Origin of the sequence: Micromonospora sp. NPDC049679, from assembly GCF_040659735.1 — a bacterium.
Lineage (GTDB): Bacteria > Actinomycetota > Actinomycetes > Mycobacteriales > Micromonosporaceae > Micromonospora_I.
This window is the reverse complement of the sequence record NZ_JBFANZ010000043.1, coordinates 1-25,231: the sequence shown is the minus strand read 5'-3', so window position 1 is coordinate 25,231 and position 25,231 is coordinate 1. Positions and strand designations below refer to the sequence as shown.

Sequence of the window (25,231 nt, the reverse complement as noted above, 5' to 3'; positions counted from 1 at the left end):
CGGCGAGTCTAATCGCTGCGCCTGTGAACACCGAATGCGGCACAGATCACGTTCGGATCACGGATGACTAGGGCTCCGTGGAGAACAGGTCCGGACCGCGTGCGGCACCCGCACCGAACGTGCCGCTCGGCGGGGTACGCCCCAGATGATGCCACGCCGCCTCGGTGGCCACCCGCCCTCGCGGCGTCCGCGCGAGCAGCCCCGCGCGCACCAGGAACGGCTCGCACACCTCCTCCACCGTGTCCGGCTGTTCGCCGACCGCCACCGCGAGCGTCGAGAGCCCGACCGGCCCGCCGCGGAACGAGTCGACCAGCGCGGTGAGCACCGCGCGGTCCAGCCGGTCCAGGCCCAGCTCGTCGACGTCGTAGACCCGCAGCGCCGCCTGGGCGGTCTCCAGCGTGACCACCCCGTCGGCGCGCACCTCCGCGAAGTCGCGCACCCGGCGCAGCAGCCGGTTGGCGATACGGGGGGTGCCCCGCGACCGGCTGGCGATCTCCACCGCGCCGTCATCCGTGATCGGCACGCCGAGGATCCGCGCCGAACGGTGCAACAGCGCCTCCAGGTCGGCGGGGGCGTAGAAATCGAGGTGGGCGACGAAGCCGAAACGGTCGCGCATCGGACCGGTCAGCAACCCGGACCGGGTCGTCGCGCCGACCAGCGTGAACGGCTCGACATCGAGCGGAATCGCCGTCGCTCCCGGACCCTTGCCGACGATCACGTCGACCCGGAAGTCCTCCATGGCGCTGTAGAGCAGCTCCTCCGCCGGCTTCGCGATCCGGTGAATCTCATCGATGAACAGCACGTCGCCCTCGGCGAGACTGGTCACGATCGCGGCGAGGTCGCCGGAGCGTTCGATCGCCGGGCCGCTGGTGACCCGGATGCTCGATCCGAGCTCGGCGGCGACGATATTGGCCAAGGTGGTCTTACCCAACCCGGGCGGACCGCTGAGCAGGATGTGGTCCGGGGGCGCGCCCCGCCCCATCGCACCGCGCAGCAGCAGGTCGAGCTGGTCGCGCACCCGGTGCTGCGCGATGAACTCCGCCAGCCGCTTCGGCCGGACACTCGCCTCCGCGTCGAGCTCGGCGTCGCTCGCGTACGCCGAGACCAGCCCTTCCGGGTCGCTCATCGCGTCTTACCCAACAGCCGGATCGCCTGCTTCAGCAGGACCGGGACCGCCGGGGTCGCACCGTCGACGGTCTCCGCCACCGCCGCCACGGCCTGATCGGCCTGCGCCCCGCTCCAGCCGAGGCCGATCAGCGCCTGGCGTACCTGGTCGTGCCAGGCGCCGGCGAGCACGCCGGCCGCGCCGTCCGGTCCCACCGCGACCGGCCCGATCCGGTCGCGCAACTCCAGCACCAGCCGCTCGGCGCCCTTCTTGCCGATCCCCGGCACGCGGGTCAGGGTGGCGGTGTCGCCGCCCGCGATCGCCCTGCGCACCGTCTCCGGCGTGTGCACGGCGAGCACCGCCTGCGCCACCTTCGGGCCGACCCCGCTCGCCGTCTGCAGCAGTTCGAAGAGGCGCTTCTCGTCGTCGTCGGCGAAGCCGTAGAGGGTCAGCGAGTCCTCCCGGACCACCAGACTGGTGGCGAGCCGGGCCGGCGCACCCGGCCGCAGGTTCGCGAGGGTGCCCGGCGCGCACTGCACGGCCAGGCCGACCCCGCCGACCTCGATCACGGCGCCGTCGGACGAGACGGCGGCGACCACACCGGAAACACTGGCGATCATCTCGCTCCTCCTCGTCGTACGGCGGCCTGGGCGGCGGCGAGCCGGGCGCGGGTCCCGCCGCGCCAGATGTGACAGATGGCCAGCGCCAGCGCGTCGGCGGCGTCGGCCGGCCGGGGCGGCGCGTCGAGCCGCAACAGGCGGGTCACCATCGACGTGACCTGCGCTTTGTCTGCGCGGCCGGAGCCGGTCACCGCCGCCTTGACCTCGCTCGGGGTGTAGGTCTCCACGGGCAGACCGACGCGCGCGCCGGCGAGCACGGCTATCCCGCTGGCCTGCGCGGTGCCCATCACCGTACGGACATTGTGCTGGGCGAAGACCCGCTCCACCGCGACGCTCTCCGGCCGGTGCTCGGCGATCAGGTCGGTCAGCGACCGGTCCAGGTGCACCAGGCGGAGCGGAAGATCGTCGTTGGGATCCGTGTAGATGACGTAGTAGCCGATGAGCGTGCACGGGCGACCGGGCACACCCTCGACCACCCCGACCCCGCACCGGGTCAGCCCTGGATCGACACCGAGGACGCGCACGCCCGCCCCCTCCCCTGCCACCAGCACGTACGTGTGTTCGACACCCTAGCCTGGCGGCTCAGGGCGCCCACCGGCGACACGCCCGCGTCCCGAGCGACGCCGGCCACACAGATTCGCCGTGGAGTATGTGTCCCCCACCCATGTGTTGCGGGTCGGATGACTCGTAGCTTCATGCGCCATGACGGCACAATCCGGGGCGGTCCCCCACGTCGTACACCTGGACCTGTCGGGCCGCACCGCGCTGGTCACCGGCGGCGGCAGCGGCATCGGCCGGGCCTGCGCCCTCCGCCTCGCCGCGGCGGGGGCGGCGGTGATCGTGGTCGATCGCAACCTCGAGGCGGCGCGGCGGGTCGCCGCCGAGACCGGCGGGCGGGCCGTCGGGGTCGACCTGGCCGGGCCGGGCGCGATGGAGTGCCTCGACACGGGCATCTCCGACACCGGGGTGGATGTCGTCGTGAACAACGCCGGCCTGCAGCACGTCTCGCCGGTGCAGGACTTCCCCGCCGAGCGGTTCGCCTACATCCAGAAGGTGATGGTCGAGGCGCCGTTCCTGATCGCACGCCGCACCCTGCCGCACATGTACGCCCGCGGGTGGGGTCGGATCATCAACATCTCGTCCGTTCACGGGTTGCGCGCCTCCGCGTTCAAGTCGGCGTACGTCTCCGCGAAGCACGCCCTGGAAGGCCTCTCCAAGGTGATCGCGCTGGAGGGTGCGGCCCACGGCGTCACCGCCAACTGCATCAACCCCGCGTACGTGCGCACCCCGCTCGTCGAGGGGCAGATCGCGGCGCAGGCCGCCAGCCACGGCATCCCGGAGAGCGAGGTCGTGGAGAAGATCATGCTCGGCCGGGCGGCGATCAAGCGGCTCATCGAGCCCGCGGAGATCGCCGAGCTGATGGCGTACCTCTGCTCGCCGGCGGCGTCGTTCATCACCGGCACGTCGATCGCCGTCGACGGCGGTTGGACCGCGAACTGATCGCGTCGCGCACAATGAGCGACATGTCGTCACCCGTCGAGTTCCTCGAACTACTCGCACGCGAAGCCGCGGCGGTGGAGTTCGAGGGGCCGCTCGTGGCCGCGCGGGCGGGCGGCGCCTCGGCCGAGCGCCTGGCCGAGCTCGAACAGGCCAAGGTGGTGGCGCTGCGGGTCCGCGCGCTGCTCGGACGGCGCCGGCGCCGCGAGGTCGAGCTCTCCGGCCTGTACGACACGGCGAGCGACCTGGCGGGGTTGCGCGACGTCGATGCCGTGCTGCGGGCCATCGCGCACCGCGCCCGGCACCTGCTCGGCACCGACGTCTCCTACATGACGCTCAACGACGAGGCACGCGGCGACACGTACATGCGGGTGACCGACGGTTCGATCTCCGCCCGGTTCCAGCGGCTCCGGCTGCCCATGGGGGCGGGGCTCGGCGGCCTGGTCGCGCAGACCGGCACCCCGTACGCCACCGCCAACTACCCCGAGGACGAGCGCTTCCAGCACACCGGCGAGATCGACGCGGGGGTGACCGAGGAGGGGCTCGTCGCGATTCTCGGGGTGCCGCTGCGGCTCGGGTCGACCGTCATCGGCGTGCTGTTCGCCGCCAACCGCTCGGCCCGGCCGTTCGCACCGGAGGAGGTCGCGTTGCTGGTGTCGCTCGCCGCGCACGCCGCGGTCGCCCTCGACACCGCCCGGCTGCTCGTCGAGACCCGGGCGGCGCTCGCGGAGCTCTCCTCGGCCAACGCCACGATCCAGGCGCACAGCGCCTCCGTTGAGCGGGCCGCGGCGGCACACGACCGGATGACGTCGCTGGTGCTGCGTGGCGGCGGGGTGGAGGACGTGGCGGCCGCGATCACCGACGTACTCGGCGGGGCGCTCCTCGCGCTCGACGCCGACGGACGGCGGCTGGCGCGGGTGGGCGAGATCGACGAGCCGGACCGGTCGGCCATCGTGGAGGCCGTCGCCGCGTCCCGCGCCGAGGGGCGCAGCGTACGTCGGGGTTCGCTCTGGTACGCCGCGGTGGTGGCCGGTGCGGAGAATCTCGGGGCGCTGGTGCTGCGCCCCGACCATGAGCTGGTCGACGCGGATCAGCGCATCCTCGAGCGGGGCTCGCTGGTGACCGCGCTGCTGCTGCTCTTCCGCCGGACCGTCGCCGAGGCCGAGGGGCGGGTCCGCGGCGAACTGCTCGACGACCTGATCGCCCGGCCGGTGCGCGACATCGAGTCGCTGCGCGGCCGGGCGCGGCGCCTCGGCGTCGACCTGGACGCGCCGCACGTGCTGGTGGCGGTCGGCGACGAGGCGGTCGCCGGCAGCGGATCGGCGCGGCAGCGGGTGGCGTCGTGGGCGACCACGTACGCGTGGACGCGGGGTGGGCTGGCCGCGGCGCGCGACGGGCGGGTGGTGCTGATGCTGCCGGGCCAGGACGCGGGCGGCGCGGCGCGGGCGGTGGTCCGCGACCTGTCCCGGGTGACGGGCCGCCCGGTGACGGCCGGGGCGAGCGGACCATCCAGTGGGCCGTCGTCGTTGGCGCGCGAGTTCCGGGAGGCGGACCGCTGTCTGACGGCGCTGGCGGCGCTCGGTCGGCGGGGGCAGGGCGCGAGTACGGGCGAGCTCGGCTTCGTCGGCCTGCTGCTCGGCGCGGTCGGCGAAGCGGGCGACCGCGACGTGGCCCGCTTTCTGACCGGCACCGTGGGTCCCGTGGTCGACTACGACGCACGACGGGGCACGGCGCTGGTCAAGACGCTGGAGGCGTACTTCGGGGTGGGTGGGAGCCTGGCACGCGCCGCCGAGCTGCTGCACGTGCACGTCAACACGGTGACGCAGCGGCTGGACCGGGTCGGGCAGTTGCTGGGGTCCGACTGGCAGAAGCCGGAGCGGGCCCTGGAGGTGCAGCTCGCACTGCGCCTGCACCGCCTCAGCGCCCCCACCGACCACTGACCCGCCCGCCGGTCCGGGCTCCCCGCCCCCGCCCGCACCCACGCCAGCGCCCCGCCGACCGCGGACTTTCCAGTCGATCAAGGCCATATTCACACGGATAAAGATCAAACCGTGCGCATCATCCCTTGATCGGCCGGGACGTCCCTGATCGGCGGGGCGGCCGGTGGATTCCTGGACGTACGTCAGACCTTGGTCGGGAGCGGGTCCGTCGCGGTGCGTGCGCCGGGGACGGCGGGGGTGGCCTCGTCCGGCTCCCCCTGCTCGTCGTCGAGCATCGTGCGCTCGTCGAACGGCCGCTCACCCGCGAGCACCGACCGCGCCTGTTCCCGGTTGAACTCCCCCGTCCAGGTGCCGACGAGCACGGTGGCCACCGCGTTGCCGGCGAAGTTGGTCAGCGCGCGCGCCTCGGACATGAAGCGGTCGATGCCCACGATCAGACCGACCCCGTCGACCAGGTCGGGGCGGTGGCTCTGCAGGCCACCGGCGAGCGTCGCGAGTCCCGCGCCGGTGATGCCGGCGGCGCCCTTGGAAGCGATGATCATGAACACGAGCAGCGAGATCTGCTCGCCGATCGCCAGCGGCTTGCCCATCGCGTCGGCGACGAAGAGCGAGGCCATCGTGAGGTAGATGGCGGTGCCGTCGAGGTTGAAGGAGTAGCCGGTCGGGACGGTGATGCCGACGACCGGCTTGCTCACCCCGAAGTGCTCCATCTTGGCGATCAGGCGCGGCAGCGCCGACTCCGACGACGACGTCGAGAGGATGAGCAGGAACTCCCGGCCGAGATAGCGCAGCAGCGAGAAGATCGAGACCCGCGCGAAGGCCCACAGCAACAGGCCGAGGAAGACCACCACGAAGATCAGACAGGTGACGTAGAACCCGACCATGATCTGGGCCAGGCTCTTGAGCGCGTCGAGACCGGTCGCGCCGACCACCGCGGCCATCGCGCCGAACGCGCCGATCGGCGCCAGCCACATGATCATCGACAGGATCTTGAAGACCAGCCGCTGGGCCACCCCGACCGCCCGCAGAACGGGTTCCCCCCGGGTGCCCATGGCCTGCACGGCGAAGCCGACCAGCAGCGACACGAGCAGCGTCTGCAGCACCTCGCCCTCGGTGAGCGCGGAGAGCAGCGAGGTCGGGATGATCCCGAGCAGGAAGTCGACCGTCCCCTCGCTGCCGCCACTCACCTGCTTCTGCCCCTGGCCCGCGACCTCCGCGCTGAGGTTCAGCCCGGATCCGGGCTGGATGAGGTTGCCGACGACCAGACCGATCGCGAGGGCGACGGTCGACATCGTCAGGAAGTAGCCGAGCGCCAGGCCGCCGACCTTGCCGACCTTCGCGGCCTGCCGGACGGACCCGACGCCGAGCACGATCGTGCAGAAGATGACCGGACTGATCATCATCTTGATCAGCGCGACGAAGCCCGTGCCGAGCGGCTTGAGTTCCTTGGCCACGTCCGGCGCGGCGAACCCCAGGGTGATCCCGGCGAGCACGGCGACGATCACCAGGACGTAGAGGTAATGCGTTCGATCCCGCCGGGGGCGCGGGACGGGGGGGTGGCTTTCCATACCGCGACTGTGGGTTGCATCTCACCGAACCGCACCATTGCGTTCATTCTGTTCACCGCTGCGACTTCGGGACGAAACATGGCCCGCCCCACGCGCGACACTGGAACCCATGTCCGTACGCCGCTGGAGCATCGCCGGGCAACTCTTCGCCCTGCAGGTCGTCGTGGTCACGCTGCTTGTCGGCGCGGGCACGCTCGGCGCCGTGTTCCTCGCCCGCGCGGACGCCCGGCAGAGCGCGCGCGAGGAGGTGCTCGCCGTCGCCGAGACCCTCGCCCGCTCCCCCGATGTCCGCGCCGCGGTCCGCTCCGCCGACCCGGCCCGGGCGCTGCAGCCGTACGCCGAGGCCACCCGGCACGCCACCGCCACCGACTTCGTCGTGGTGATGGCCCCCGACCGCACCCGCTACACCCACCCCGACCCGACCCGGATCGGCCAGCCGTTCGTCGGCACCGTCGGTCCCGCCCTCGCCGGGCGCCCCTTCACCGAGACCAACGTCGGCACCCTCGGCGAATCGGTCCGCGCGGTGGTGCCCGTGCGCGCCACCGACGGCCGGGTCGTCGCCCTCGTCTCGGTCGGCATCACCACCGAGGCGATCAACCGCAAGCTGCTCCGGCAGACACCCGTCCTGCTCGCCGCGACCGCCGCCGCGCTGGCGCTCGCCGGCGCCGGCTCCTGGCTGCTCAGCCGCCGGCTCCGTCGCCAGACGCACGGACTCGGACCCGCCCAGATGACCCGGATGTACGAGTACTACGACGCCGTGCTGCATTCCGTACGCGAGGGGCTGGTCGTGATGGACCCGGACCGCCGGGTGGCGCTGGTGAACGACGAGGGGCGGCGGCTGCTGGGGCTCGCGCCGGACACGGAGCTGCACGACCGGCCCGTCGGCGGGCTGGCCCTTCCGCCCGCCGTCGCCGAACTGCTCGACTCGGGGCGCCCTACCCACGACGAGCCGGTGCTCGCCCACGACCGGGTGCTCGTCGCCAACCAGCAGACGACGCTGTTCGAGGGGCGCCCGCTCGGCACCGTGCTGACGCTGCGCGACCACACCGAGCTCCGCGCCCTCGCCGGCGAGCTGGACTCCGTGCGCGGATTGAGCGAGGCGCTCCGCTCGCAGGCGCACGAGTCCGCGAACCGGCTGCACACCGTCCTCACCCTCGTCGAGCTCGGCCGCGCCGACGAGGCGGTACGGCTGGCCACCGAGGAACTGACCCTCGCCCAGCAGCTCACCGACCAGGTGGTCGGCGCGGTCACCGAACCGGCGCTCGCCGCGCTGCTGCTCGGCAAGTCGGCGCAGGCCGGCGAGCGCGGCGTGGAACTGGTGATAGACCCGGAGTCCCGGCTCGAGGAGGGTTTCCTGCCCAGCGGCGATCTGCTCACCGTCGTCGGCAACCTCGTGGACAACGCCCTGGAGGCGGTCGCCGGGACCGAGGCGCCGCGTCGCGTCACGGTGTTCGTGGGGACCGCGGGGGGCGAGGTCGTCGTCCGCGTCGCGGACACCGGACCGGGGCTGGACCCGGGCCGGGTCACCGACGCGTTCCGGCGCGGCTGGTCGACCAAGTCCAGCGGCCGGGGCCTGGGACTGGCGCTGGTCGGACAGGTCGTCGCCCGGCACGGTGGCCGGTCTGCGGTCGACGCCCGCAGCGGAGGTGGCACGCTGTTCACCGTGCGGCTGCCGATCGGGGAAAGGTCCGGGGCGTGACCATCCGCGTGCTGGTGGTGGAGGACGAGCCGCTGCTCGCCGAGGCCCACCGGGCGTACACCGAACGGGTGCCGGGCTTCACCGTGGTGGGCGTCGTGCACACCGCCCGGTCGGCGATGGCCGCGCTGCGCGGCGACACCGCCGACCTCGTACTGCTGGATTTCCGCCTGCCCGACCTGCACGGCCTGGACGTGTGCCGGGCCCTGCGGGCCGCCGGCAGCACCGCCGACGTCCTCGCCGTCACCTCCGCGCGCGACCTGGCGACGGTCCGCGCGGCGGTCGCCCTCGGCGTCACCCACTACCTGCTCAAGCCGTTCACCTTCGCCGCGTTCCGCGACAAGCTGGAGCGCTACGCCGAGTACCGCCGGCAGGTGTCGGCCGAGGGTGAGGTGGCCGCGCAGCACGAGGTGGACCGGATGTTCGCCACGCTGCGCAGCCCGGCGCACGCCACGCTGCCGAAGGGGCTCGGCGCGGAGACGCTGGACGTGGTGTTGGCCGCGCTGCGCGCCCGCCCGGGCCTCTCCGCCGCCGAGGTCGCGAGCCGGACCGGCACCTCACGGGTGACGGCCCGTCGCTACCTGGAACACCTGGCGGAGATCGGGCGGGTGGTACGCACGCCGCGGTACGGCACGCCGGGCCGACCGGAGGTGGAGTACCGACCGGTCTGAGTCGTCCGGTCGACCCGGATCAGCCGACGGCCTCCATGATCTCGTCGCTCACGTCGAAGTTGCCGTAGACGTTCTGCACGTCGTCGCAGTCCTCGAGCACGTCGATCAGCTTGAACACCTTGCGCGCGCCGTCCTCGTCGAGCGGGACGTTGACGCTGGGGATCAGCGACGACTCGGCCGACTCGTAGTCGATCCCGGCCTCCTGCAGCGCGGTCCGCACGGCGACGAGGTCGCCGGGCTCCGAGACCACCTCGTACGCCTCGTCGAGGTCGTTGACCTCCTCCGCGCCGGCGTCGAGAACCGCGAGGAGCACGTCGTCCTCGGAGAGGTTCGCCTTCGGCACGATGACGACGCCCTTGCGGGAGAACATGTAGGAGACCGAGCCGGCGTCGGCGAGCGACCCGCCGTTGCGGGTGAGCGCCGTGCGCACCTCGGTGGCCGCGCGGTTGCGGTTGTCGGTCAGGCACTCGATCAGCAGCGCCACGCCGTTGGGGCCGTATCCCTCGTACATCACGGTCTGCCAGTCGGCGCCCCCGGCCTCGAGGCCGGACCCGCGCTTGACGGCGCGGTCGATGTTGTCGTTGGGGACCGAGCTCTTCTTCGCCTTCTGGATGGCGTCGTAGAGCGTCGGGTTGCCGGTCGGGTCGCCGCCGCCGATCCGCGCCGCGACCTCGACGTTTTTGATCAGCTTGGCGAACATCTTGCCGCGCTTGGCGTCGACGACCGCCTTCTTGTGCTTCGTCGTCGCCCATTTTGAATGGCCGGACATGAGCCCTCCGTCGTTTTCCGTGGTCGCCCGCGCCCTTCCCGCGAAGAACCGGCGCACAGGCACGTCTCCGGCGGATGATGGGCGGAAGGCGATGGCGAGCAGATTGCCCTGCCGAACCGCGACAATCCTACCGGCGGCGGCGCCAACGACGCCGCGCCCCTCTTCCGGAGTGCTTCCGGGGTGGATCCAGCGATTCTCGGGCTGATTGTCCCTACGGTCAACAACGACGCGCGCCGCCGCATGCCCGGACCCGGGGCACGAGCGGCGGACGCGGTCGATCCGCGCAGGTCAGGCCGCGTTGCGCACGAGATCGACGAAGTAGCGATGCAGGCGCAGGTCGCCGGTGAGCTCGGGGTGGAACGAGGTGGCGAGCACGTCGCCCCGGCGTACCGCGACGATCCGTCCGGCCGCCTCGCCGGTGGTCACCTGGCCGAGCACCTCCACGTCGGCGCCGACCGACTCGACCCAGGGCGCCCGGATGAAGACGGCGTGGAACGGGTCGCCCTCGATGCCGTCGATCTCCACCGGCGACTCGAACGAGTCGACCTGCCGGCCGAACGCGTTGCGCCGCACGGTCATTTCGATGCCGTCGAAGCCGCGCTGGTCGGGTCGGCCGTCGAGGACGTTCGTGGCCAGCATGATCATGCCGGCGCAGGAGCCGTACGCGGGCATGCCGCCCGCGATCCGCTTGCGGATCGGGTCGAGGAGGTCGAACTCCGCGGCGAGCTTGCTCATCGTGGTCGACTCGCCGCCCGGGATCACCAGGGCGTCGACGCTCTCCAACTCCGCGGGGCGGCGCACCGGACGGGCCTGCGCGTCGCACTCCGTCAACGCGTGCAGGTGTTCGCGGACATCGCCCTGCAGCGCGAGCACGCCGATGATCATCGTACGCGTTCCTTCCTGGTACGCGTTGATCATGGGCATACGCGCGACATTCCGGGCAGCCGGATGGCGCGTATGCCCATGATCAACGAAAAGAGGGGGTCACCAACCGCGCTCGGCGAGGCGGTGCGGGACGGGGATGTCGTCGACGTTGATGCCGACCATCGCCTCGCCCAGCCCGCGCGACACCTTGGCCAGCATCTCCGGGTCGTCGTAGAAGGTGGTCGCCTTCACGATCGCGGCCGCGCGCTGCGCCGGGTTGCCCGACTTGAAGATGCCCGAGCCGACGAAGACGCCCTGGGCGCCGAGCTGCATCATCATCGCGGCGTCGGCCGGGGTGGCGATGCCACCGGCGGTGAAGAGCACGACGGGCAGCTTGCCGGTCGTCGCGATCTCCTTGACCAGGTCGTACGGCGCCTGCAGCTCCTTGGCCGCGACGAAGAGCTCGTCGTCGGCCAGCGAGGTGAGCCGGCGGATCTCGCCCAGGATCCTGCGCATGTGGGTGGTGGCGTTGGAGACGTCACCGGTGCCGGCCTCACCCTTCGAGCGGATCATGGCCGCGCCCTCGGTGATCCGGCGCAGCGCCTCGCCCAGGTTGGTCGCACCGCAGACGAAGGGGACGGTGAACGCCCACTTGTCGATGTGGTTGGCGTAGTCGGCCGGGGTGAGCACCTCGGACTCGTCGACGTAGTCGACGCCGAGCGCCTGCAGCACCTGCGCCTCGACGAAGTGGCCAATGCGGGCCTTGGCCATCACCGGGATCGAGACGGCGCTGATGATCCCGTCGATCATGTCGGGGTCGCTCATCCGCGACACGCCACCCTGGGCGCGGATGTCGGCCGGCACGCGCTCCAGGGCCATCACCGCGACCGCACCCGCGTCCTCGGCGATCTTCGCCTGGTCGGGCGTGACCACATCCATGATCACACCGCCCTTGAGCATCTCGGCCATGCCACGCTTGACGCGGTGGGTGCCGGTGACCGGTGCGGTGGTGGGCTGCTCAGTGGTCTCGGACACGGTGTTCTGGCTCCTCAACGGCGTTCTGGACGGGATGTTTTCCCGATGCTACGCCGGGATTGGACCCCATCCGAGAGCCAATCAACCCCCCGGTGGCCTGCGATGTGGCCCGGCTCACCCGCCCGCGCTCCGCCGCACGGGCGTGCCGCGCCGACGGGGCGTGCCGCGCCGACGGGGCGTGCCGCGCCGACCGGGCGTGCCGCGCCGACCGGGCGTGCCGCGCCGACGGGGCGTGCCGGGCCGGTGCGCACCCAGCCGGGCCCCGCTCACGCCACCCGGAGCTCCTCGACCGCCACCGTAGGGTCGTCGACATCGAAGTAGCGCGGGCGCTCGTGCTTGCGGGCCATCCGCAGCAGCCGCACGATCGGTCGGCGCCGCGCGGAGAGCGCGTCGCGGACCAGGTCGGTGTGCACCTGCCGGGCCAGCGCCAGCCGGCGACTCGCCGCGACCACCGCCGCGGCCGCCGGGTCCTCGCCGCCGAGCGCGGTCGTCCGCAGTTGGCGGGTCAGATCGTTCTCCGCCGCCTCCCGCTCCTCGGGCTCGGCATCCAGCGCGATCCGCGCCGCCGCGTAGAGCTCCACGGCGTAACGCTCCTCGGCGAGCACCGCCGCGGCGGCCGCACGGCGCAGCAGATGCGCGTCGAGGCCCCGTCCCGCCGCCGCCACCCGCTCGTGCAGCCGGTCGACCCGAGCCGCCGTCCACGTCAGGTACGTCGACACCGCGACGACCACGGCGACCACGCCAACCACCCACCACATTCCCGGCATCGTAGTGCCGCGGCGTGACCGCTGGCGTGCCCGATCAACGTGGCTCCACCCACTCCTGGTCCAGCACCCGGCCGTCGGTCGCCTCGACGGCGGTCGCGTAGACCTCCAGAACCCGCCGCGCGACCGCCGGCCAGTCGAACGCGGTCACCGCCTGTCGGGCGTGCGCGGCGAGCGCGGCGCGGCGCCCGGGATCGTCCAGGAGCTCGGCGAGGGTCCGCTGCAGCGCGGCCGCATCACCGGTCGGGAAGAGCTGCCCGGCCCGGCCCCCGTCGAGGACCCGACGGAAGGCGTCCAGGTCGCTGGCGACCACCGTCGCACCGGCCGCCATCGCCTCGGTGAGGATCATCCCGAACGACTCGCCCCCCGTGTTGGGCGCCACGTAGAGGTCGACGCTGCGCAGCATGCGCGCCTTGTCCTCCTCCGACACGAGGCCGAGGAAGACGATCCGGTCGCGCAGGTCCGCGGGGACGCCCTTGAAGAGGTCGTCGCGGTCGCCCGGACCGGCGACCAGCAGCCGCAGGCCGGGCCGCTGTCGGGCCAGGGGCACGAACGCGTCGCGCAGGATCTCGAAACCCTTGCGCGGCTCGGTGAAGCGCCCCAGGAAGCCGAGCGCGCCGCCGTGCCCGACGCCGCACTCCCCCGGCCAACCCGGCATCGGCGTGGCCTGCGCGAACTTCGTCACCGCGACCCCGTTGGGGATCTCCACCGCCCCGCCGTCGAGATGCTCCACCTGCACCTTGCGGGCCAGCGCGCTGACCGCGATCCGCGCGGTGATCCGCTCCAGCACCAATTGCAGGACCCCCTGGGCCGCGGTCAGCGCGCGGGACCGCGTCATCGCCGTGTGGAAGGTCGCCACCACCGGCCCGCGCGCGGAGAGGACCGCGAGCAGCGAGAGGCTGAGCACGAAGGGCTCGTGCACGTGCAGCACGTCGAACTCGCCGCGGGCGAGCCACCGGCGCACCCGCGCGGTGGAGACCGGACCGAACGTGATCCGGGCGACCGAGCCGTTGTAGGGGAAGGGCACCGACCGGCCGGCGGCCACCACGTAGGGCGGCAGCGGGGAATCCTCGTCGGCCGGCGCCAGCACGCTGACCTCGTGACCGAGGGAGATCAGCGCCTCGGCCAGATCCATGATGTGGTTCTGCACGCCGCCCGGAACATCGAAGGAGTACGGGCAGACGATGCCGATCCGCACAGCGCCCCTCCCCCTCAGGCCGGCTCGGATGTCGCTGCCGGCGACGTCGCAGAGCCTGCCGCCCGGACCGGCTGCCCCGGATCGTCCAGCCACATGCGTTGCAGCATGTGCCAATCCTCCGGATGCCGGGCGATGCCGGCCGCCAGGAGGTCGGCGATCTGCTGGGTGAGCGCCCGCACGCGCTCGTTGAGCGGACCACTCTCCGCACCGGGCACCGTCAGCGGCCCCTCCAGGCGACCGCAGGCGGCGTCCGCTTCGTACCACATCGACGCGACGTAGAGCGGCGCGCCGGTGCGCAGGGCGAGCAGCGCCGGACCGGCGGGCATCCGGGTTCTACCGCCGAAGAACGTGACCTCCACCCCGCGGGCCGACAGGTCACGGTCGGCCAGCAACGGCACCACGTGGCCCGCGGCGACCCGATCGGCGAGCAGGTCGAACGGGGGCCGCTCGCCCCCCTCGGTCGGGATGATCTCCATGCCGAGACGCTCGCGGAAGGCCAGGAACCGCCGGTAGACCCCTTCGGGCTTGAGCCGCTCCGCCACCGTGGTCAGCGGCCAGCCCATCGCCGCCACCCACGCGCCCGCGGCGTCCCAGTTGCCGGCGTGCGGCAGCGCCACCACTGCGCCGCGCCCCGTCGCCACATCCTCGGCCAGCAGGTCCGCGCCCTCCAGCCGGAAGCTGCGCAGGATCTCCTCGCGCGACAGGGACGGAAGCCGGAACGCCTCCATCCAGTACCGGGCGTACGACCGCAAACCGTCTCTGACCAGCGTGTCGAACTGCGCGGGCCGCAGATCGGGACCGACCACCCGGCGCAGGTTGGCGGCGAGCCGGTCGACACCCCGGCCGCCCTTGCGGTGCGCACGGTCCGCGCCGACGCGGAAGGCCGCGGCCGCCAGCGGGCCCGGCAGGGCGCGTACGACACGCCAGGCGGCCCCGTAGCCCACCTCGACCAGGTTCACGCGTCCGCGCCCTGCGTCGTCGCCTGCGCCTGGCGGTAGACGTGCAGGATGCGCTGCGCGACGGTGACCACCGACAGGGCGGCCAGCACCCAGAGCGCGGCGGGCAGCCCCCAGTCCAGGTGCAGGCCGCTGAGCAGCCCGCCGACGCCGACGGTGATCAGCCGCTCGGGCCGCTCGGCGATCCCGACGTTGCAGGTCATGCCGAGACCTTCGGCGCGGGCCTTCACGTACGACACGATCTGCCCGGCGGTCAGGCAGATCATCCCCGCGATCGCCCCCCAGTGGTGGCCGGTGACCGCGAGCCAGTAGGTGACCGCCCCGAAGATCGCCGCGTCGGCGACCCGGTCCATGCTGGAGTCCAGGAAGGCGCCGAACGGCGTCGACCCCCCGGACATCCGGGCCATGGTGCCGTCGAGCAGATCGGTGAGGGCCGAGAGGGTGACGATCACGAGGCCGGTGATGAGGTGTCCGCGGGCGCCGAAGCCGAGCGCGCCGACGAGCACACCGATGGTCCCGGTCACCGTGACCGCGTTCGGGGAGACCCCCATACGCAGCAGGCGCCGGGCGACGGGTTCGACCACCCGGGTCATTCCGGCCCGGGCCGACACTCTGAAGATCTTCGCCATGGCGGTCCCACGATAACGGGCGGCCCACCGCCAACCGAACGGCCGGTCTCCCCTACTTCCCGCATCGGGGTTGTGTACGGCGCGTCGCGGGTGTGGGATCGCAACAGGGACGTGAGCTACCTCACCCCCGCACACTTCACGTTAACGAAAACCGGACGGCACACCTGACGATGTCGCCGCGGCCCATCCGCGGAACCGCCCCACCATCCACCGGCTAGGAGGTGCGCCGATGGCGCAGAAAAGTCAGGAGAAGGGAGTCACCGGCCCCGCGCCGGTGGTGGACGAGCCCGGCAGGGTCCGCAACGTGGTGGTGGTAGGCCACTCCGGCGCCGGTAAGACGACCCTCGTCGAGGCGTTGCTCGAGGTGACCGGGACGGTCGGCCGGGCCGGCGCGGTCACCGAGGGCACGACGGTCTGCGACCACGACCCCGCCGCCGTACGGCAACAGCGCTCCGTCGCCCTCGCCTGCGCGCCGGTGATGCACGCCGGGGTGAAGGTCAACCTGCTCGACAGCCCCGGCTACGCCGATTTCGTCGGCGAACTCCGGGCCGGGCTACGCGCCGCGGACGCCGCTCTGTTCGTGGTCGGCGCGGTCGACGGCATGGACGCGGCCACCGTCACGCTCTGGGAGGAGTGCGCCTCGGTCGGCATGCCGCGCGCCGTGGCGGTGACCCGGCTGGACCACCAGCGCGCCGATTTCGACGAGACGGTCGCCCTCTGCCAGCGGGTCTTCGGCGACAACGTGCTCCCGCTCTACCTGCCGATGCTCGGCGACGACGGCGTCTCCACCGTCGGGTTGATGGGGCTGATCACCCAGCGGGTCTTCGACTACTCCGAGGGTTACCCGCCGCAGGTGCGGGAACCCGACCCCCAGCACCTGCCGGCGATCGAGGAGGCCCGCGACGAGCTGATCGAGGGGATCATCGCGGAGAGCGAGGACGAGACGCTCATGGACCGCTACCTCGGCGGGGAGGAGATCGAGGTCTCCGTCCTCATCGAGGATCTGGAGCGGGCGGTCGCCCGGGGGCACTTCTACCCGGTGGTGCCGGTCTGCGCCGAGACCGGCGTCGGGCTCGACGCCCTGCTCGAGGTGCTGACCGCGGCCTTCCCCTCTCCGCTGGAGCACGACCTGCCCGTCATCACCGGCGTCGACGGCTCGCCCCGGCCCCCGTTGACCTGTGACCCGCAGGGGCCCCTCGTCGCGGAGGTGGTCAAGACCACCATCGACCGGCACGTCGGACGGGTGTCCCTGGTCCGGGTCTTCTCCGGCACGCTCCGCCCCGATCTCACCGTCCATGTCTCCGGGCACGGGATGATCGAGCGCGGTCACCCCGACCACGACGCCGACGAGCGCATCGCGCACGTCTACTCGCCGCTCGGGGCGACTCTGCGCGAGGTGCCGTACTGCGTCGCGGGCGACATCTGCGCGATCACCAAGTCGGGGAGCGCGGAGACCGGCGACACGATCTCGACGAAGGAGCAGCCGCTGCTCATCGCCCCCTGGGAGATGCCCGAGCCGCTGCTGCCGGTGGCGATCGTCGCCGCCACCCGCGCCGACGAGGACGCGCTGGCCAAGAACCTCTCCCGGCTCGTCGCCGGCGATCCGACGATGCGGCTCGAACGCAACGCCGAGACCCACCAGTTGGTCCTCTGGTGCATGGGCGAGGCGCACGCCGACGTGGTGCTCGACCGGCTCCGCGGCGGCGGCGTCGAGTTGCAGACCGAGCCGGTGCGGGTCGCGCTGCGCGAGACGTTCACGGCCGCCTCCAAGGGGCACGGCCGGCACGTGAAGCAGTCCGGCGGGCACGGCCAGTACGCGGTCTGCGACATCGAGGTGGAGCCGCTGCCCCCGGGCGCCGGCTTCGAGTTCGTGGACAAGGTCGTCGGCGGCGCGGTGCCGCACAACTACATCGCCTCGGTGGAGAAGGGCGTGCGCGCCCAGATGGAGCGAGGGCTGGTCGCCGGCTACCCGGTGGTGGATCTGCGGGTGACACTCTTCGACGGCAAGGCGCACAGCGTCGACTCCTCCGACGCCGCGTTCCAGACCGCCGGGGCGCTGGCGCTGCGCGACGCCGCCGACAAGGGGCAGGTGACCCTCCTGGAGCCGGTCGACGAGATCACGATCCGGATCTCCGACTCCTTCGTCGGCGCGGTGATGAGCGACATGTCCGGGCGGCGTGGGCGGGTGCTGGGTACCGAGCCCGACGAGACCGGCGAGCGCACCCTGATCCGGGCCGAGGTGCCCGCCACCGAGCTGGTCCGCTACGCCGTGGAGCTCCGCTCGATGACCTCGGGCGCGGGCACGTTCCGGCGGTCGTTCATCCGCTACGAGCCGATGCCGACGCACCTGGCCGACCAGGCCAGCGCCGCGCATCTCGCCCGTACCGGTCACTGACCACAGCGGCGCCACGGCTGCGGCGACGTCGGCCACGGAGTTCTTCACCCACGCTGAAGGGCGGACCGCGGGTCGATCGGAGACGTACTTCGATCGACCCGCGGTGCGCTCCGGCCCGGCGGACGTCATGATCGGTGCCATGGAACAGCTCGGAGTGGACATCGGGGGCGTCATCATCCAGCCCACCGACGACGACGCGGACACGTCGTTCTTCGGCGACAACTACCTGGCCACGCCGGCGATGCCGGGGGTGTTCGAGGCGATCGCCACGCTGGTCGAGCGCTTCGACGGCCGGGTCCACCTGGTCTCGAAGTGCGGCGAGCAGACCGCGAACCACACGCGGGAGTGGCTCGCGCACCACGACTTCCACGACCGGACGGGGGTGCCCGCGGAGCGGGTGCACTTCTGCCGTACGCGGCCGGAGAAGGCGCCGATCGTCGCGCGGCTCGGGTTGACGCACTTCATCGACGACCGGCTGGAGGTGCTGGGCTACCTGACGACCGTGCCGCACCGCTTCCTGTTCCGGCCGAACGACACGGAGGTGCGGGCCCACGCCGAGCACCTGCCGACCGTGCGGCGGGTGGAGAGCTGGCCCGAGCTGTTGACGGTCATCAACGCGGACTAGCCGTGCCACGCCCCGGCGAGCAGGTCACGGGTGTCGGTGAGCAACTGCGGCAGCACCTTCGTCCGACCGATCACCGGCATGAAATTGGCGTCGCCGCCCCACCGCGGCACCACGTGCTGATGCAGGTGGGCGGCGATGCCCGCGCCGGCGACGCCACCCTGGTTCATCCCGATGTTGAAGCCGTGCGCGCTGCTGACCCGCCGGATCACCCGCATCGCGGTCTGGGTGAAGACCGCCAGCTCGGCGGTCTCGGCCTCGTCCAGCTCGGAATAGTCGGCGACGTGGCGGTAGGGGCAGACGAGCAGGTGCCCGGGGTTGTACGGGTAGAGGTTGAGGACCGCGAAGACCCGCTCGCCGCGGGCCACCACGAGATTGTCGTCGATCCGGTCGGGGGCGAGGCAGAACGGGCAGCCGGTGGGCTTCTCGTATCCCTCGGCGGGGCGGTCCTCGCCGGAGATGTAGCTCATCCGGTGCGGCGTCCAGAGCCGCTCCAGCCCGTCGGGGGTGCCGGTCTCCGCGTGCGCTGTCACGCCGACGATCCTACGGTCACCGCACCGGATTCCACCCGTCCGCACCGGCGAGGTACGCGCGCCGGGTCAGCGTCGCCGCCTGCTCGGGCGTCAGTTGGGGACGGTCGGGTCCACTCCCCGCGCCGGGGCCCCGGTTGGCGAACTCGGCGTAGCGGGCGTCGCGCCACGGCCAGGTGCCGAAGTCGGTCCAGGGCGCGGCGGCGATGTGCGCGCCGAGGTGACTGTCGCGGATCACGGTCTGGGGGCTCGCGCGGGGGTCGTTGCCCGGGTGCCAGGGGCGGCCGAGGGAGACGGTGCCGGGAAGCGTCGTCCCGGTCAGGCGGCAGCCGGCGATGAGGAAGCCGTACGGGTTGCCGACGTCGGTGCTGGCCGCGGTGACGTACCCGTTGTTGGTGGTGGAGCCGCGGTCCAGCGAGCGGATCTCGCACCGGTCGAGGACGGCGGTGCCGCGGCCGAAGATGAAGTCCACGTCGCCCTCGACGTAGCACCCGCGGAAGTACGCGCGGCTGACGGTGGCGACGTCCGGACTGTTGACGTAGAGGGTGTCCTGGTTGGCCAGGAACCTGACATGCTCGAAGACGAGTCGGTCGGCGCGGGTGAGCACGGCGACGGCCTGACGGTTGGTGATCTCGGGGTGTCCCGCCTCGTCGAAGGAGTTGGCGAAGGTGAGGTTGCGGGCGGTGACGTCGTCGCCGGAGATGGTCACGGACGCGCTGCCGGAGGTGCCCCAGGTGCCGCCGCCGGGCTTCGGGGTGCCGTTGGCGCGATCGTCGGTGATGATCACGTCGCCGGGGTCGCGCCCCAGCCCGCAGAAGGCGATGAGCGGCTTGTCGACGGGAACGGTGACCTGGCCGTGGTAGACCCCGGGCTTGATCAGAATGGCGAAGGGCGTGTCGTTGCCGGCGGGGACGGCGTCGACCGCGGCCTGCACGCTGGCGACGTCTCCGCTCCCGTCGTCCGCGACGACGACGTGCCGGCGGGGCCGTCCGTGCGCGGACCGGGCGGACGCGGTGGCGACCCCGGGAAGGGCAGCGGTGGTCGCGGCGGCGATGCCCGCCGTGAAGAGGACCCTGCGTCGCATCCGCTACCACTCCCAGCCAAGGAAAGGGCTTTCCAATTGACGCAGAGCCTATTGCCCACAACGACGCCCGTCAATCGTCGCGCACACGGAAGGGCCCCGCCGCTATCGCGGAAGCGACAGCGGCGGGGCCCTTCGTTACGTCACTCCGCGGAGGGGCCGACGTTCGTGCGGGACCGGACCACCTCGGTCACGTGCGCGACCGCCTCGGCCAGCGGCACCCCGTTGCGCTGCGACCCGTCCCGGTAGCGGAACGAAACCGTGCCGTCGGCCGCGTCCTGGTCGCCGGCGATCACCATGAACGGGATCTTCTGCTGCTGCGCCGTACGGATCTTCTTCTGCATCCGGTCGTCGGAGGCGTCCACCTCGGCGCGGATCCCCTCCCCGCGCAGCGACGCCACGAACGTGTCGAGGTATGCGGCGTGTTCGTCCCGGATCGGGATGCCGACCACCTGCACCGGCGCCAGCCAGGCCGGGAACGCCCCGGCGTAGTGCTCGGTGAGCACGCCGAAGAAGCGCTCGATCGAGCCGAAGAGCGCCCGGTGGATCATCACCGGCCGCTGCCGCGTCCCGTCGGTCGCCGAGTACTCCAGCTCGAACCGTTCGGGCAGGTTGAAGTCGACCTGGATCGTCGACATCTGCCAGGTCCGCCCGATCGCGTCCTTGGCCTGCACCGAGATCTTCGGGCCGTAGAACGCCGCGCCGCCCGGGTCGGGCACCAGGGTGAGACCGGACTCCTCCGCTGCGGAGCGCAGCGCCTCGGTGGCCTTCTCCCAGTTCTCGTCGGTGCCGACCGACTTCTCCGGGTTGCGGGTGGAGAGCTCCAGGTAGAAGTCCTCCAGGCCGTAGTCGCGCAGCAGCTCGAGCACGAACTGCAGCAGGGACTTCAGCTCGCCCGCCATCTGCTCCTCCGTGCAGAAGATGTGCGCGTCGTCCTGCGTCATGCCCCGCACCCGGGTCAGGCCGTGCACCACGCCGGACTTCTCGTACCGGTAGACCGTGCCGAACTCGAACATCCGCAGCGGCAGCTCGCGGTAGGACCGCCCGCGCGACCGGAAGATCAGGTCGTGCATCGGGCAGTTCATCGGCTTCAGGTAGTACTTCGCGCCCTCCATCTCCATGGGCGGGAACATGCCGTCGGCGTACCAGCCGAGGTGGCCGGAGACCTCGTACAGGTTGCCCTTGGTGATGTGCGGCGTGTTGACGAACGAGTAGCCGGCCTGCTCGTGCTTGATGCGCGAGTAGTTCTCCATCTCCCGGCGGATGATCCCGCCCTTGGGGTGGAAGACCGCCAGCCCCGAGCCCAGCTCGTCGGGGAAGCTGAACAGGTCGAGGTCCGCGCCGAGCTTGCGGTGGTCGCGGCGGGCGGCCTCCTCCAGGAGCTTCAGGTACGCCTTCAGCGCGTCCCGCGTCGGCCAGGCGGTGCCGTACACCCGCTGCAGTTGCGGGTTCTTCTCCGACCCCCGCCAGTAGGCCGCGGCGCTGCGCATCAGCTTGAACGCGCCGATCAAGCGGGTGGTGGGCAGGTGGGGGCCCCGGCACAGGTCGGACCAGCAGGTCTTGCCCGACTCGGCGTCGAGGTTGTCGTAGATGGTCAGCTCGCCGCCGCCGACCTCCATGACCTCGCCGGCGTCGAACCCCTCGCCCTTGACGTCGACGAGCTCCAGCTTGTACGGCTCGTCGGCGAGCTCCGCCTTCGCCTCGTCGAGGTTGGCGAAGCGCCGGCGGCGGAACCGCTGCCCGGACTTGATGATCTCCTGCATCCGCTTCTCGAGCTTGCCGAGATCCTCCGGCTGGAACGGCTTCGCCACGTCGAAGTCGTAGTAGAAACCGTTCTCGATGGGCGGACCGATACCGAGCTTGGCCTCGGGAAACACGTCCTGGACGGCCTGGGCGAGGACGTGGGCGGTCGAATGACGCAGCACGTTGAGCCCGTCCGGCGAATCCATCGGCACGGGTTCGACGCTGACCTCGGCCTCCGGGCACCAGTCGAGGTCGCGCAGGCGCCCCTCGGGGTCGCGGACCACGACGATCGCCTTCGGGCCGCTGGTGGGCAGGCCCGCCGCGGCCACCGCGTCGGCCGCCGTCGTCCCGGCCGGGACGACGACGGAGTCGGCCACGGCGGAGGTACGGGGTGCGGACACGATGACTCCTTTGATTCGGACGATTCCCGGCGATGCCGGATGTTCAGCTTCCCGATGCTATCGGTCCTGGTTTCTACTGCTGCCGCGGACGCGGCCACGGCGTTAGATTGTCGCCGTGGGACCTTCGGACATGGTTGCCGTCCTGCAGCGCAGGTACGACGCGTTTTTCGCCGCGCGACCGCCGGTGCCGTTCGCCGTGGCCCCGGCCGGTGGGCCGGCCCACCTGTTCGGCGCCGGCGAACCGCAGTTCACCATCCGGGTCACCGACGCACGCGGGGCCAAGGCGCTCGCCGCCCTCGACCAGTTCGCCGTCGCGGTCGCCTACCTGCAGGGGTGGCTCGACGTCGACGGCGACCTCGCCGCGGCGCTGCGGATGCGCGCGTTCTTCACCGACTTCCACCCGCTCGCCTGGGTCTCCCGCTTCGGGCCCGCCCTGCTGCGCGGCGGCAAGGAGGACGACCGGCGCGCGATCTCGCACCACTACGACGAGGAGTCGGAGTTCTTCCTGACCTTCCTCGACACCCGCCACCGCTGCTACACCGAAGGGGTCTTCGCCGCCGACGACGAGCCGCTGGAAGACGCGATGACCCGCAAGATGGACCTGGCGCTGGACGCGATCGGGGTCAAGCCCGGCGACCGCGTGCTGGAGGTCGGGGGCGGGTGGGGCGCCTTCGCCGAGCACGCGGCACGGCGTGGGCTCCAGGTCACCACCACGACGCTGTCCCGCGAGTCGGAGCGCTATCTGACCGAACTCTTCGCCCGGGAGCAGTTGCCGGTGCGGGTGGTCCGGGAGCACATCTTCGGTTTCACCGCCGACCGCCCGTTCGACGCGATCGTCAACATGGGCGTCACCGAGCATCTGCCCGACTACCGCACGACACTGCGCAAGTACGCCGAGCTGCTCCGTCCCGGAGGGCACGTCTACCTCGACGCGCTGGCGATGCGCCGCAAGCACATCGCCTCGACGTTCATGAAGCGCTACGTCTATCCCGGCCGCTCCGCTCCGCTGCTCCTGCACCAGTACCTGCGTCAGGTGGCGCGTTCCCCGTTCGAGCTGCTGAGCGTCGTCGACGACCGGCACAACTACTACCTCACCTGCCGGGAGTGGGGCCGCCGGCTCGACGCGGCGCGCGAGGACATCGTGCAGCGCTGGGGGGAGCCGCTCTACCGGCGCTTCCGGCTCTTCCTGTGGGGTTCGGCCGCCGGCTTCGACACCGGGCTGGTCCAGGCGTACCGCTGGGTGCTGCGCCGCCCCTGACCCGTCAACCCACCCACGACGGCAACGGCTCCCGCGCCGCCACCCACCGCTCGGGCACGCCGCCGGCCGTCCCCACCCCGGTGTGCGCCGCGACGATGCCACCGACGATCGCCGCCGTCGTGTCCATGTCCCCGCCCGCCGCCACACAGGCCCGGATCGCGGCCGGGTAGTCGTCGAGGAAGGTGGCCGCGAGCCAGATCGTGAACGGCACGGTGTCCTGGGCGGTGGCCGCCGACCCGTTGCCCAGCTCGTACGCCGCCTCGCCGGGCGGGCGTCCCAGCAGCGTGAGCGCCCGCTCCAGACCCCGACGCACCTGCCCGGCGGCGTCGAGCGCTCCGGCGACCACCTCGATGAACTCGCGGGGCGCCGCCCGGTGCCCCGAGAGGCGGCCCTTCGCCGCGAGCGACGCCGCGACGGCGACGGCGACGGCACCGGCGATTCCCTCCGGATGGGCGTGGGTCACCTCGGAGGCGGCGATCGCCTGCGCGGCGGCGTGCGGCGCGGAGTCCGCGAAGTAGGCGCCCAGGGGCGCGACGCGCATCGCCGCGCCGTTGCCGCACGAGCCCTCCCCGTCGAAGGCGGTCGACGCGGCGATCGGCCAGGGCGTACCGGAGCCGATCAGCCGCAGGATCGTGACGGCGCCCGGCCCGTATCCGCGGTAGGGCTCGCAGCGCTCGGCGAACGACATGGCCAGCTCGTCGCGGTCGATGGCCCCGCGCGACGCGAGCATCCGGAAGACCGAGAAGGCCATCTCGCTGTCGTCGGTCCACTCCCACACCGGATCGGGCAGCCCGGCGGTCCCGTCACCGGTCGGCGCGGCGGGCCGCCCCGGCACGAAATACTGCGCGCCCAGCGCGTCGCCGACCGACAGGCCGGTCAGGCTGTCGCGGGCAAGACCGAGACGGGCGTCGTCGTACAGCGTGAACGTCATCGCCCGTCGATCATCCCCGAGCGCGGCCCGTCGGCGCAACGCACCGGACTTGCCAAGGGCAGTACGGTCTTCGCATGGCCACCGTACTTCTCGTCGAGGACGACCATGTCGTGCGCGGCGCGATGCTGCGGTCCCTGGCCGATCGCGGACATGCCGTGCACGCCGTCGGCACCGCCCTTGACGCGCTGCGTCGGGTCGCGGCGGAGACCCCGGACCTGGTCGTGCTCGACCTCGGTCTCCCCGACCTCGATGGCGCCGACGCGTTGCGGATGCTGCGGGGCATCACGGACATACCCATCATCATCGCGACCGCGCGCGACGACGAGCAGTCCGTCGTGCGGCTGCTGCGCGCCGGCGCCGACGACTACATGGTCAAGCCGTTCACCGGCGCCCACCTGGACGCGCGGATCACCACCGTGCTGCGCCGGGCCGGCCGGGCCAGCCGCTCCGTGCAGCCGGCCGTGCACGAGGTCGGGGGTCTGCGCGTCGACGTCGGTGAGCGCAGCGCGCTTCTGGACGGCGTGCCGCTGGCGCTGACGCGCAAGGAGTTCGACCTACTGGCCTATCTCGCCGCACGTCCGGGCCGGGTAGTGTCCCGCCGGGAGCTCTTGGAGGAGGTATGGCGACAGCCATCGGTCGGCGAGGATCAGACCATCGACGTGCATCTGTACTGGCTGCGCCGCAAAATGGGCGAGTCCGCGGCGAAGCCGCGCTACCTGCGCACCGTGCGGGGGGTCGGCTTCCGGTTGGTGGCACCGGACTGAGGCTGGCGCTGGCCTACCTCGCGGCCGGCATGACCTCCATCGTGGCGCTGGTCTTCCTCGTACCCCTCGGGCTGATGCTCCAGCAGGACACCCGCGAGGCGGCCCTGGCCGACGCCGCCCGGCGCAGCGGCGTGGTCACCGGGGCGCTCGCCGTGACCGCCGATCCGGCCGCGGTCGGCAAGGCGGCTGCGCCT

23 protein-coding genes are annotated in these 25,231 nt (G+C 72.2%); 8 read left to right on the top strand and 15 right to left on the bottom strand.

All coding sequences use genetic code 11. The features are described 5' to 3' along the window. Window positions 1–67: 67 nt before the first annotated feature. The 3 genes from ruvB to ruvC are packed head-to-tail and all read right to left on the bottom strand — an operon-like array spanning window position 68 to window position 2,249. The gene (gene ruvB, locus AB0J06_RS22655) at window positions 68–1,126 is read right to left on the bottom strand and encodes a Holliday junction branch migration DNA helicase RuvB (RefSeq protein WP_357431032.1); all 1,059 of its coding nucleotides are present in this window, start codon (window positions 1,124–1,126) and stop codon (window positions 68–70) included. Continuing rightward, the gene (gene ruvA / locus AB0J06_RS22650; protein ID WP_357431030.1) at window positions 1,123–1,725 is read right to left on the bottom strand and encodes a Holliday junction branch migration protein RuvA; all 603 of its coding nucleotides are present in this window, start codon (window positions 1,723–1,725) and stop codon (window positions 1,123–1,125) included. Before ruvA ends, ruvB begins: the two co-directional genes overlap by 4 nt. Then, complete coding sequence (ruvC, locus tag AB0J06_RS22645; protein WP_357431028.1) at window positions 1,722–2,249, bottom strand: crossover junction endodeoxyribonuclease RuvC; 528 nt, start codon at window positions 2,247–2,249, stop codon at window positions 1,722–1,724. Before ruvC ends, ruvA begins: the two co-directional genes overlap by 4 nt. A gap of 178 nt (window positions 2,250–2,427) precedes the next feature. Between ruvC and AB0J06_RS22640 the strand changes: the two genes are divergently transcribed. Both AB0J06_RS22640 and AB0J06_RS22635 read left to right on the top strand, forming a co-directional pair. Continuing rightward, window positions 2,428–3,225, top strand: a complete 798-nt coding sequence (locus AB0J06_RS22640; RefSeq protein WP_357431026.1) for a 3-hydroxybutyrate dehydrogenase — start codon at window positions 2,428–2,430, stop codon at window positions 3,223–3,225. Further along, on the top strand, window positions 3,225–5,162 hold the full coding sequence (locus tag AB0J06_RS22635) for a helix-turn-helix domain-containing protein (RefSeq protein WP_357431074.1): 1,938 nt from the start codon (window positions 3,225–3,227) through the stop codon (window positions 5,160–5,162). The genes AB0J06_RS22640 and AB0J06_RS22635 overlap by 1 nt, the downstream gene beginning before the upstream one ends. A gap of 182 nt (window positions 5,163–5,344) precedes the next feature. Here the strand turns inward: AB0J06_RS22635 and AB0J06_RS22630 are convergent, their stop codons facing one another. Next, window positions 5,345–6,730, bottom strand: coding sequence for a cation:dicarboxylase symporter family transporter (locus AB0J06_RS22630; protein WP_357431024.1), 1,386 nt, complete (start codon window positions 6,728–6,730; stop codon window positions 5,345–5,347). 109 nt (window positions 6,731–6,839) lie between these two features. On the opposite strand from AB0J06_RS22630, the gene AB0J06_RS22625 reads away from it, so the two are divergent. Both AB0J06_RS22625 and AB0J06_RS22620 read left to right on the top strand, forming a co-directional pair. After that, window positions 6,840–8,429: a sensor histidine kinase gene (locus tag AB0J06_RS22625; protein ID WP_357431022.1), complete on the top strand. Its 1,590-nt coding sequence runs from the start codon at window positions 6,840–6,842 to the stop codon at window positions 8,427–8,429. Then, window positions 8,426–9,097, top strand: a complete 672-nt coding sequence (locus tag AB0J06_RS22620) for a response regulator (protein WP_357431020.1) — start codon at window positions 8,426–8,428, stop codon at window positions 9,095–9,097. The genes AB0J06_RS22625 and AB0J06_RS22620 overlap by 4 nt, the downstream gene beginning before the upstream one ends. 19 nt (window positions 9,098–9,116) lie before the next feature. On the opposite strand, the gene AB0J06_RS22615 is transcribed toward AB0J06_RS22620, so the two are convergent. The 7 genes from AB0J06_RS22615 to pgsA all read right to left on the bottom strand — a co-directional run bounded on the left by AB0J06_RS22615 (window position 9,117) and on the right by pgsA (window position 15,312). Beyond that, the gene (locus AB0J06_RS22615; protein WP_357431018.1) at window positions 9,117–9,866 is read right to left on the bottom strand and encodes a YebC/PmpR family DNA-binding transcriptional regulator; all 750 of its coding nucleotides are present in this window, start codon (window positions 9,864–9,866) and stop codon (window positions 9,117–9,119) included. A gap of 288 nt (window positions 9,867–10,154) precedes the next feature. Beyond that, entirely contained in the window at window positions 10,155–10,751 is a 597-nt protein-coding gene (gene pdxT, locus AB0J06_RS22610; protein WP_357431072.1) for a pyridoxal 5'-phosphate synthase glutaminase subunit PdxT, read from the bottom strand. Between the two features lie 99 nt (window positions 10,752–10,850). Further along, entirely contained in the window at window positions 10,851–11,765 is a 915-nt protein-coding gene (gene pdxS, locus AB0J06_RS22605; RefSeq protein ID WP_357431016.1) for a pyridoxal 5'-phosphate synthase lyase subunit PdxS, read from the bottom strand. A gap of 266 nt (window positions 11,766–12,031) precedes the next feature. After that, window positions 12,032–12,532 (bottom strand): hypothetical protein, encoded by a 501-nt coding sequence (locus AB0J06_RS22600; protein ID WP_357431014.1) that lies wholly within the window; start codon window positions 12,530–12,532, stop codon window positions 12,032–12,034. Window positions 12,533–12,566: 34 nt separating this feature from the next. After that, on the bottom strand, window positions 12,567–13,727 hold the full coding sequence (locus tag AB0J06_RS22595) for a glycosyltransferase family 4 protein (protein ID WP_357431012.1): 1,161 nt from the start codon (window positions 13,725–13,727) through the stop codon (window positions 12,567–12,569). A gap of 14 nt (window positions 13,728–13,741) precedes the next feature. Next, window positions 13,742–14,686, bottom strand: coding sequence for a phosphatidylinositol mannoside acyltransferase (locus AB0J06_RS22590; RefSeq protein WP_357431010.1), 945 nt, complete (start codon window positions 14,684–14,686; stop codon window positions 13,742–13,744). Continuing rightward, window positions 14,683–15,312, bottom strand: coding sequence for a phosphatidylinositol phosphate synthase (gene pgsA / locus AB0J06_RS22585; RefSeq protein ID WP_357431008.1), 630 nt, complete (start codon window positions 15,310–15,312; stop codon window positions 14,683–14,685). The genes AB0J06_RS22590 and pgsA overlap by 4 nt, the downstream gene beginning before the upstream one ends. Before the next feature lie 229 nt (window positions 15,313–15,541). Here pgsA and AB0J06_RS22580 point away from each other — a divergent pair, with 229 nt between their 5' ends. Beyond that, window positions 15,542–17,707, top strand: coding sequence for an elongation factor G-like protein EF-G2 (locus AB0J06_RS22580; protein WP_357431006.1), 2,166 nt, complete (start codon window positions 15,542–15,544; stop codon window positions 17,705–17,707). A gap of 139 nt (window positions 17,708–17,846) precedes the next feature. Beyond that, window positions 17,847–18,332, top strand: a complete 486-nt coding sequence (locus AB0J06_RS22575) for a hypothetical protein (RefSeq protein ID WP_357431004.1) — start codon at window positions 17,847–17,849, stop codon at window positions 18,330–18,332. On the opposite strand, the gene AB0J06_RS22570 is transcribed toward AB0J06_RS22575, so the two are convergent. The 3 genes from AB0J06_RS22570 to thrS form a co-directional block, all read right to left on the bottom strand. Further along, a complete protein-coding gene (locus AB0J06_RS22570) occupies window positions 18,329–18,799 on the bottom strand; it encodes an HIT domain-containing protein (RefSeq protein WP_357431070.1) in 471 nt (156 codons plus the stop codon). The genes AB0J06_RS22575 and AB0J06_RS22570 overlap by 4 nt on opposite strands. A 79-nt stretch (window positions 18,800–18,878) precedes the next feature. Further along, on the bottom strand, window positions 18,879–19,943 hold the full coding sequence (locus AB0J06_RS22565) for a pectinesterase family protein (RefSeq protein WP_357431002.1): 1,065 nt from the start codon (window positions 19,941–19,943) through the stop codon (window positions 18,879–18,881). Window positions 19,944–20,083: 140 nt separating this feature from the next. Then, window positions 20,084–22,084: a threonine--tRNA ligase gene (gene thrS / locus AB0J06_RS22560; RefSeq protein WP_357431000.1), complete on the bottom strand. Its 2,001-nt coding sequence runs from the start codon at window positions 22,082–22,084 to the stop codon at window positions 20,084–20,086. 115 nt (window positions 22,085–22,199) lie between these two features. Here thrS and AB0J06_RS22555 point away from each other — a divergent pair, with 115 nt between their 5' ends. Then, window positions 22,200–23,342, top strand: a complete 1,143-nt coding sequence (locus AB0J06_RS22555) for a class I SAM-dependent methyltransferase (RefSeq protein WP_357430998.1) — start codon at window positions 22,200–22,202, stop codon at window positions 23,340–23,342. Window positions 23,343–23,346: 4 nt separating this feature from the next. On the opposite strand, the gene AB0J06_RS22550 is transcribed toward AB0J06_RS22555, so the two are convergent. Beyond that, window positions 23,347–24,273, bottom strand: a complete 927-nt coding sequence (locus AB0J06_RS22550) for an ADP-ribosylglycohydrolase family protein (protein WP_357430996.1) — start codon at window positions 24,271–24,273, stop codon at window positions 23,347–23,349. Window positions 24,274–24,347: 74 nt separating this feature from the next. Between AB0J06_RS22550 and AB0J06_RS22545 the strand changes: the two genes are divergently transcribed. Further along, entirely contained in the window at window positions 24,348–25,037 is a 690-nt protein-coding gene (locus AB0J06_RS22545) for a response regulator transcription factor (RefSeq protein WP_357430993.1), read from the top strand. Window positions 25,038–25,231: the final 194 nt, after the last annotated feature.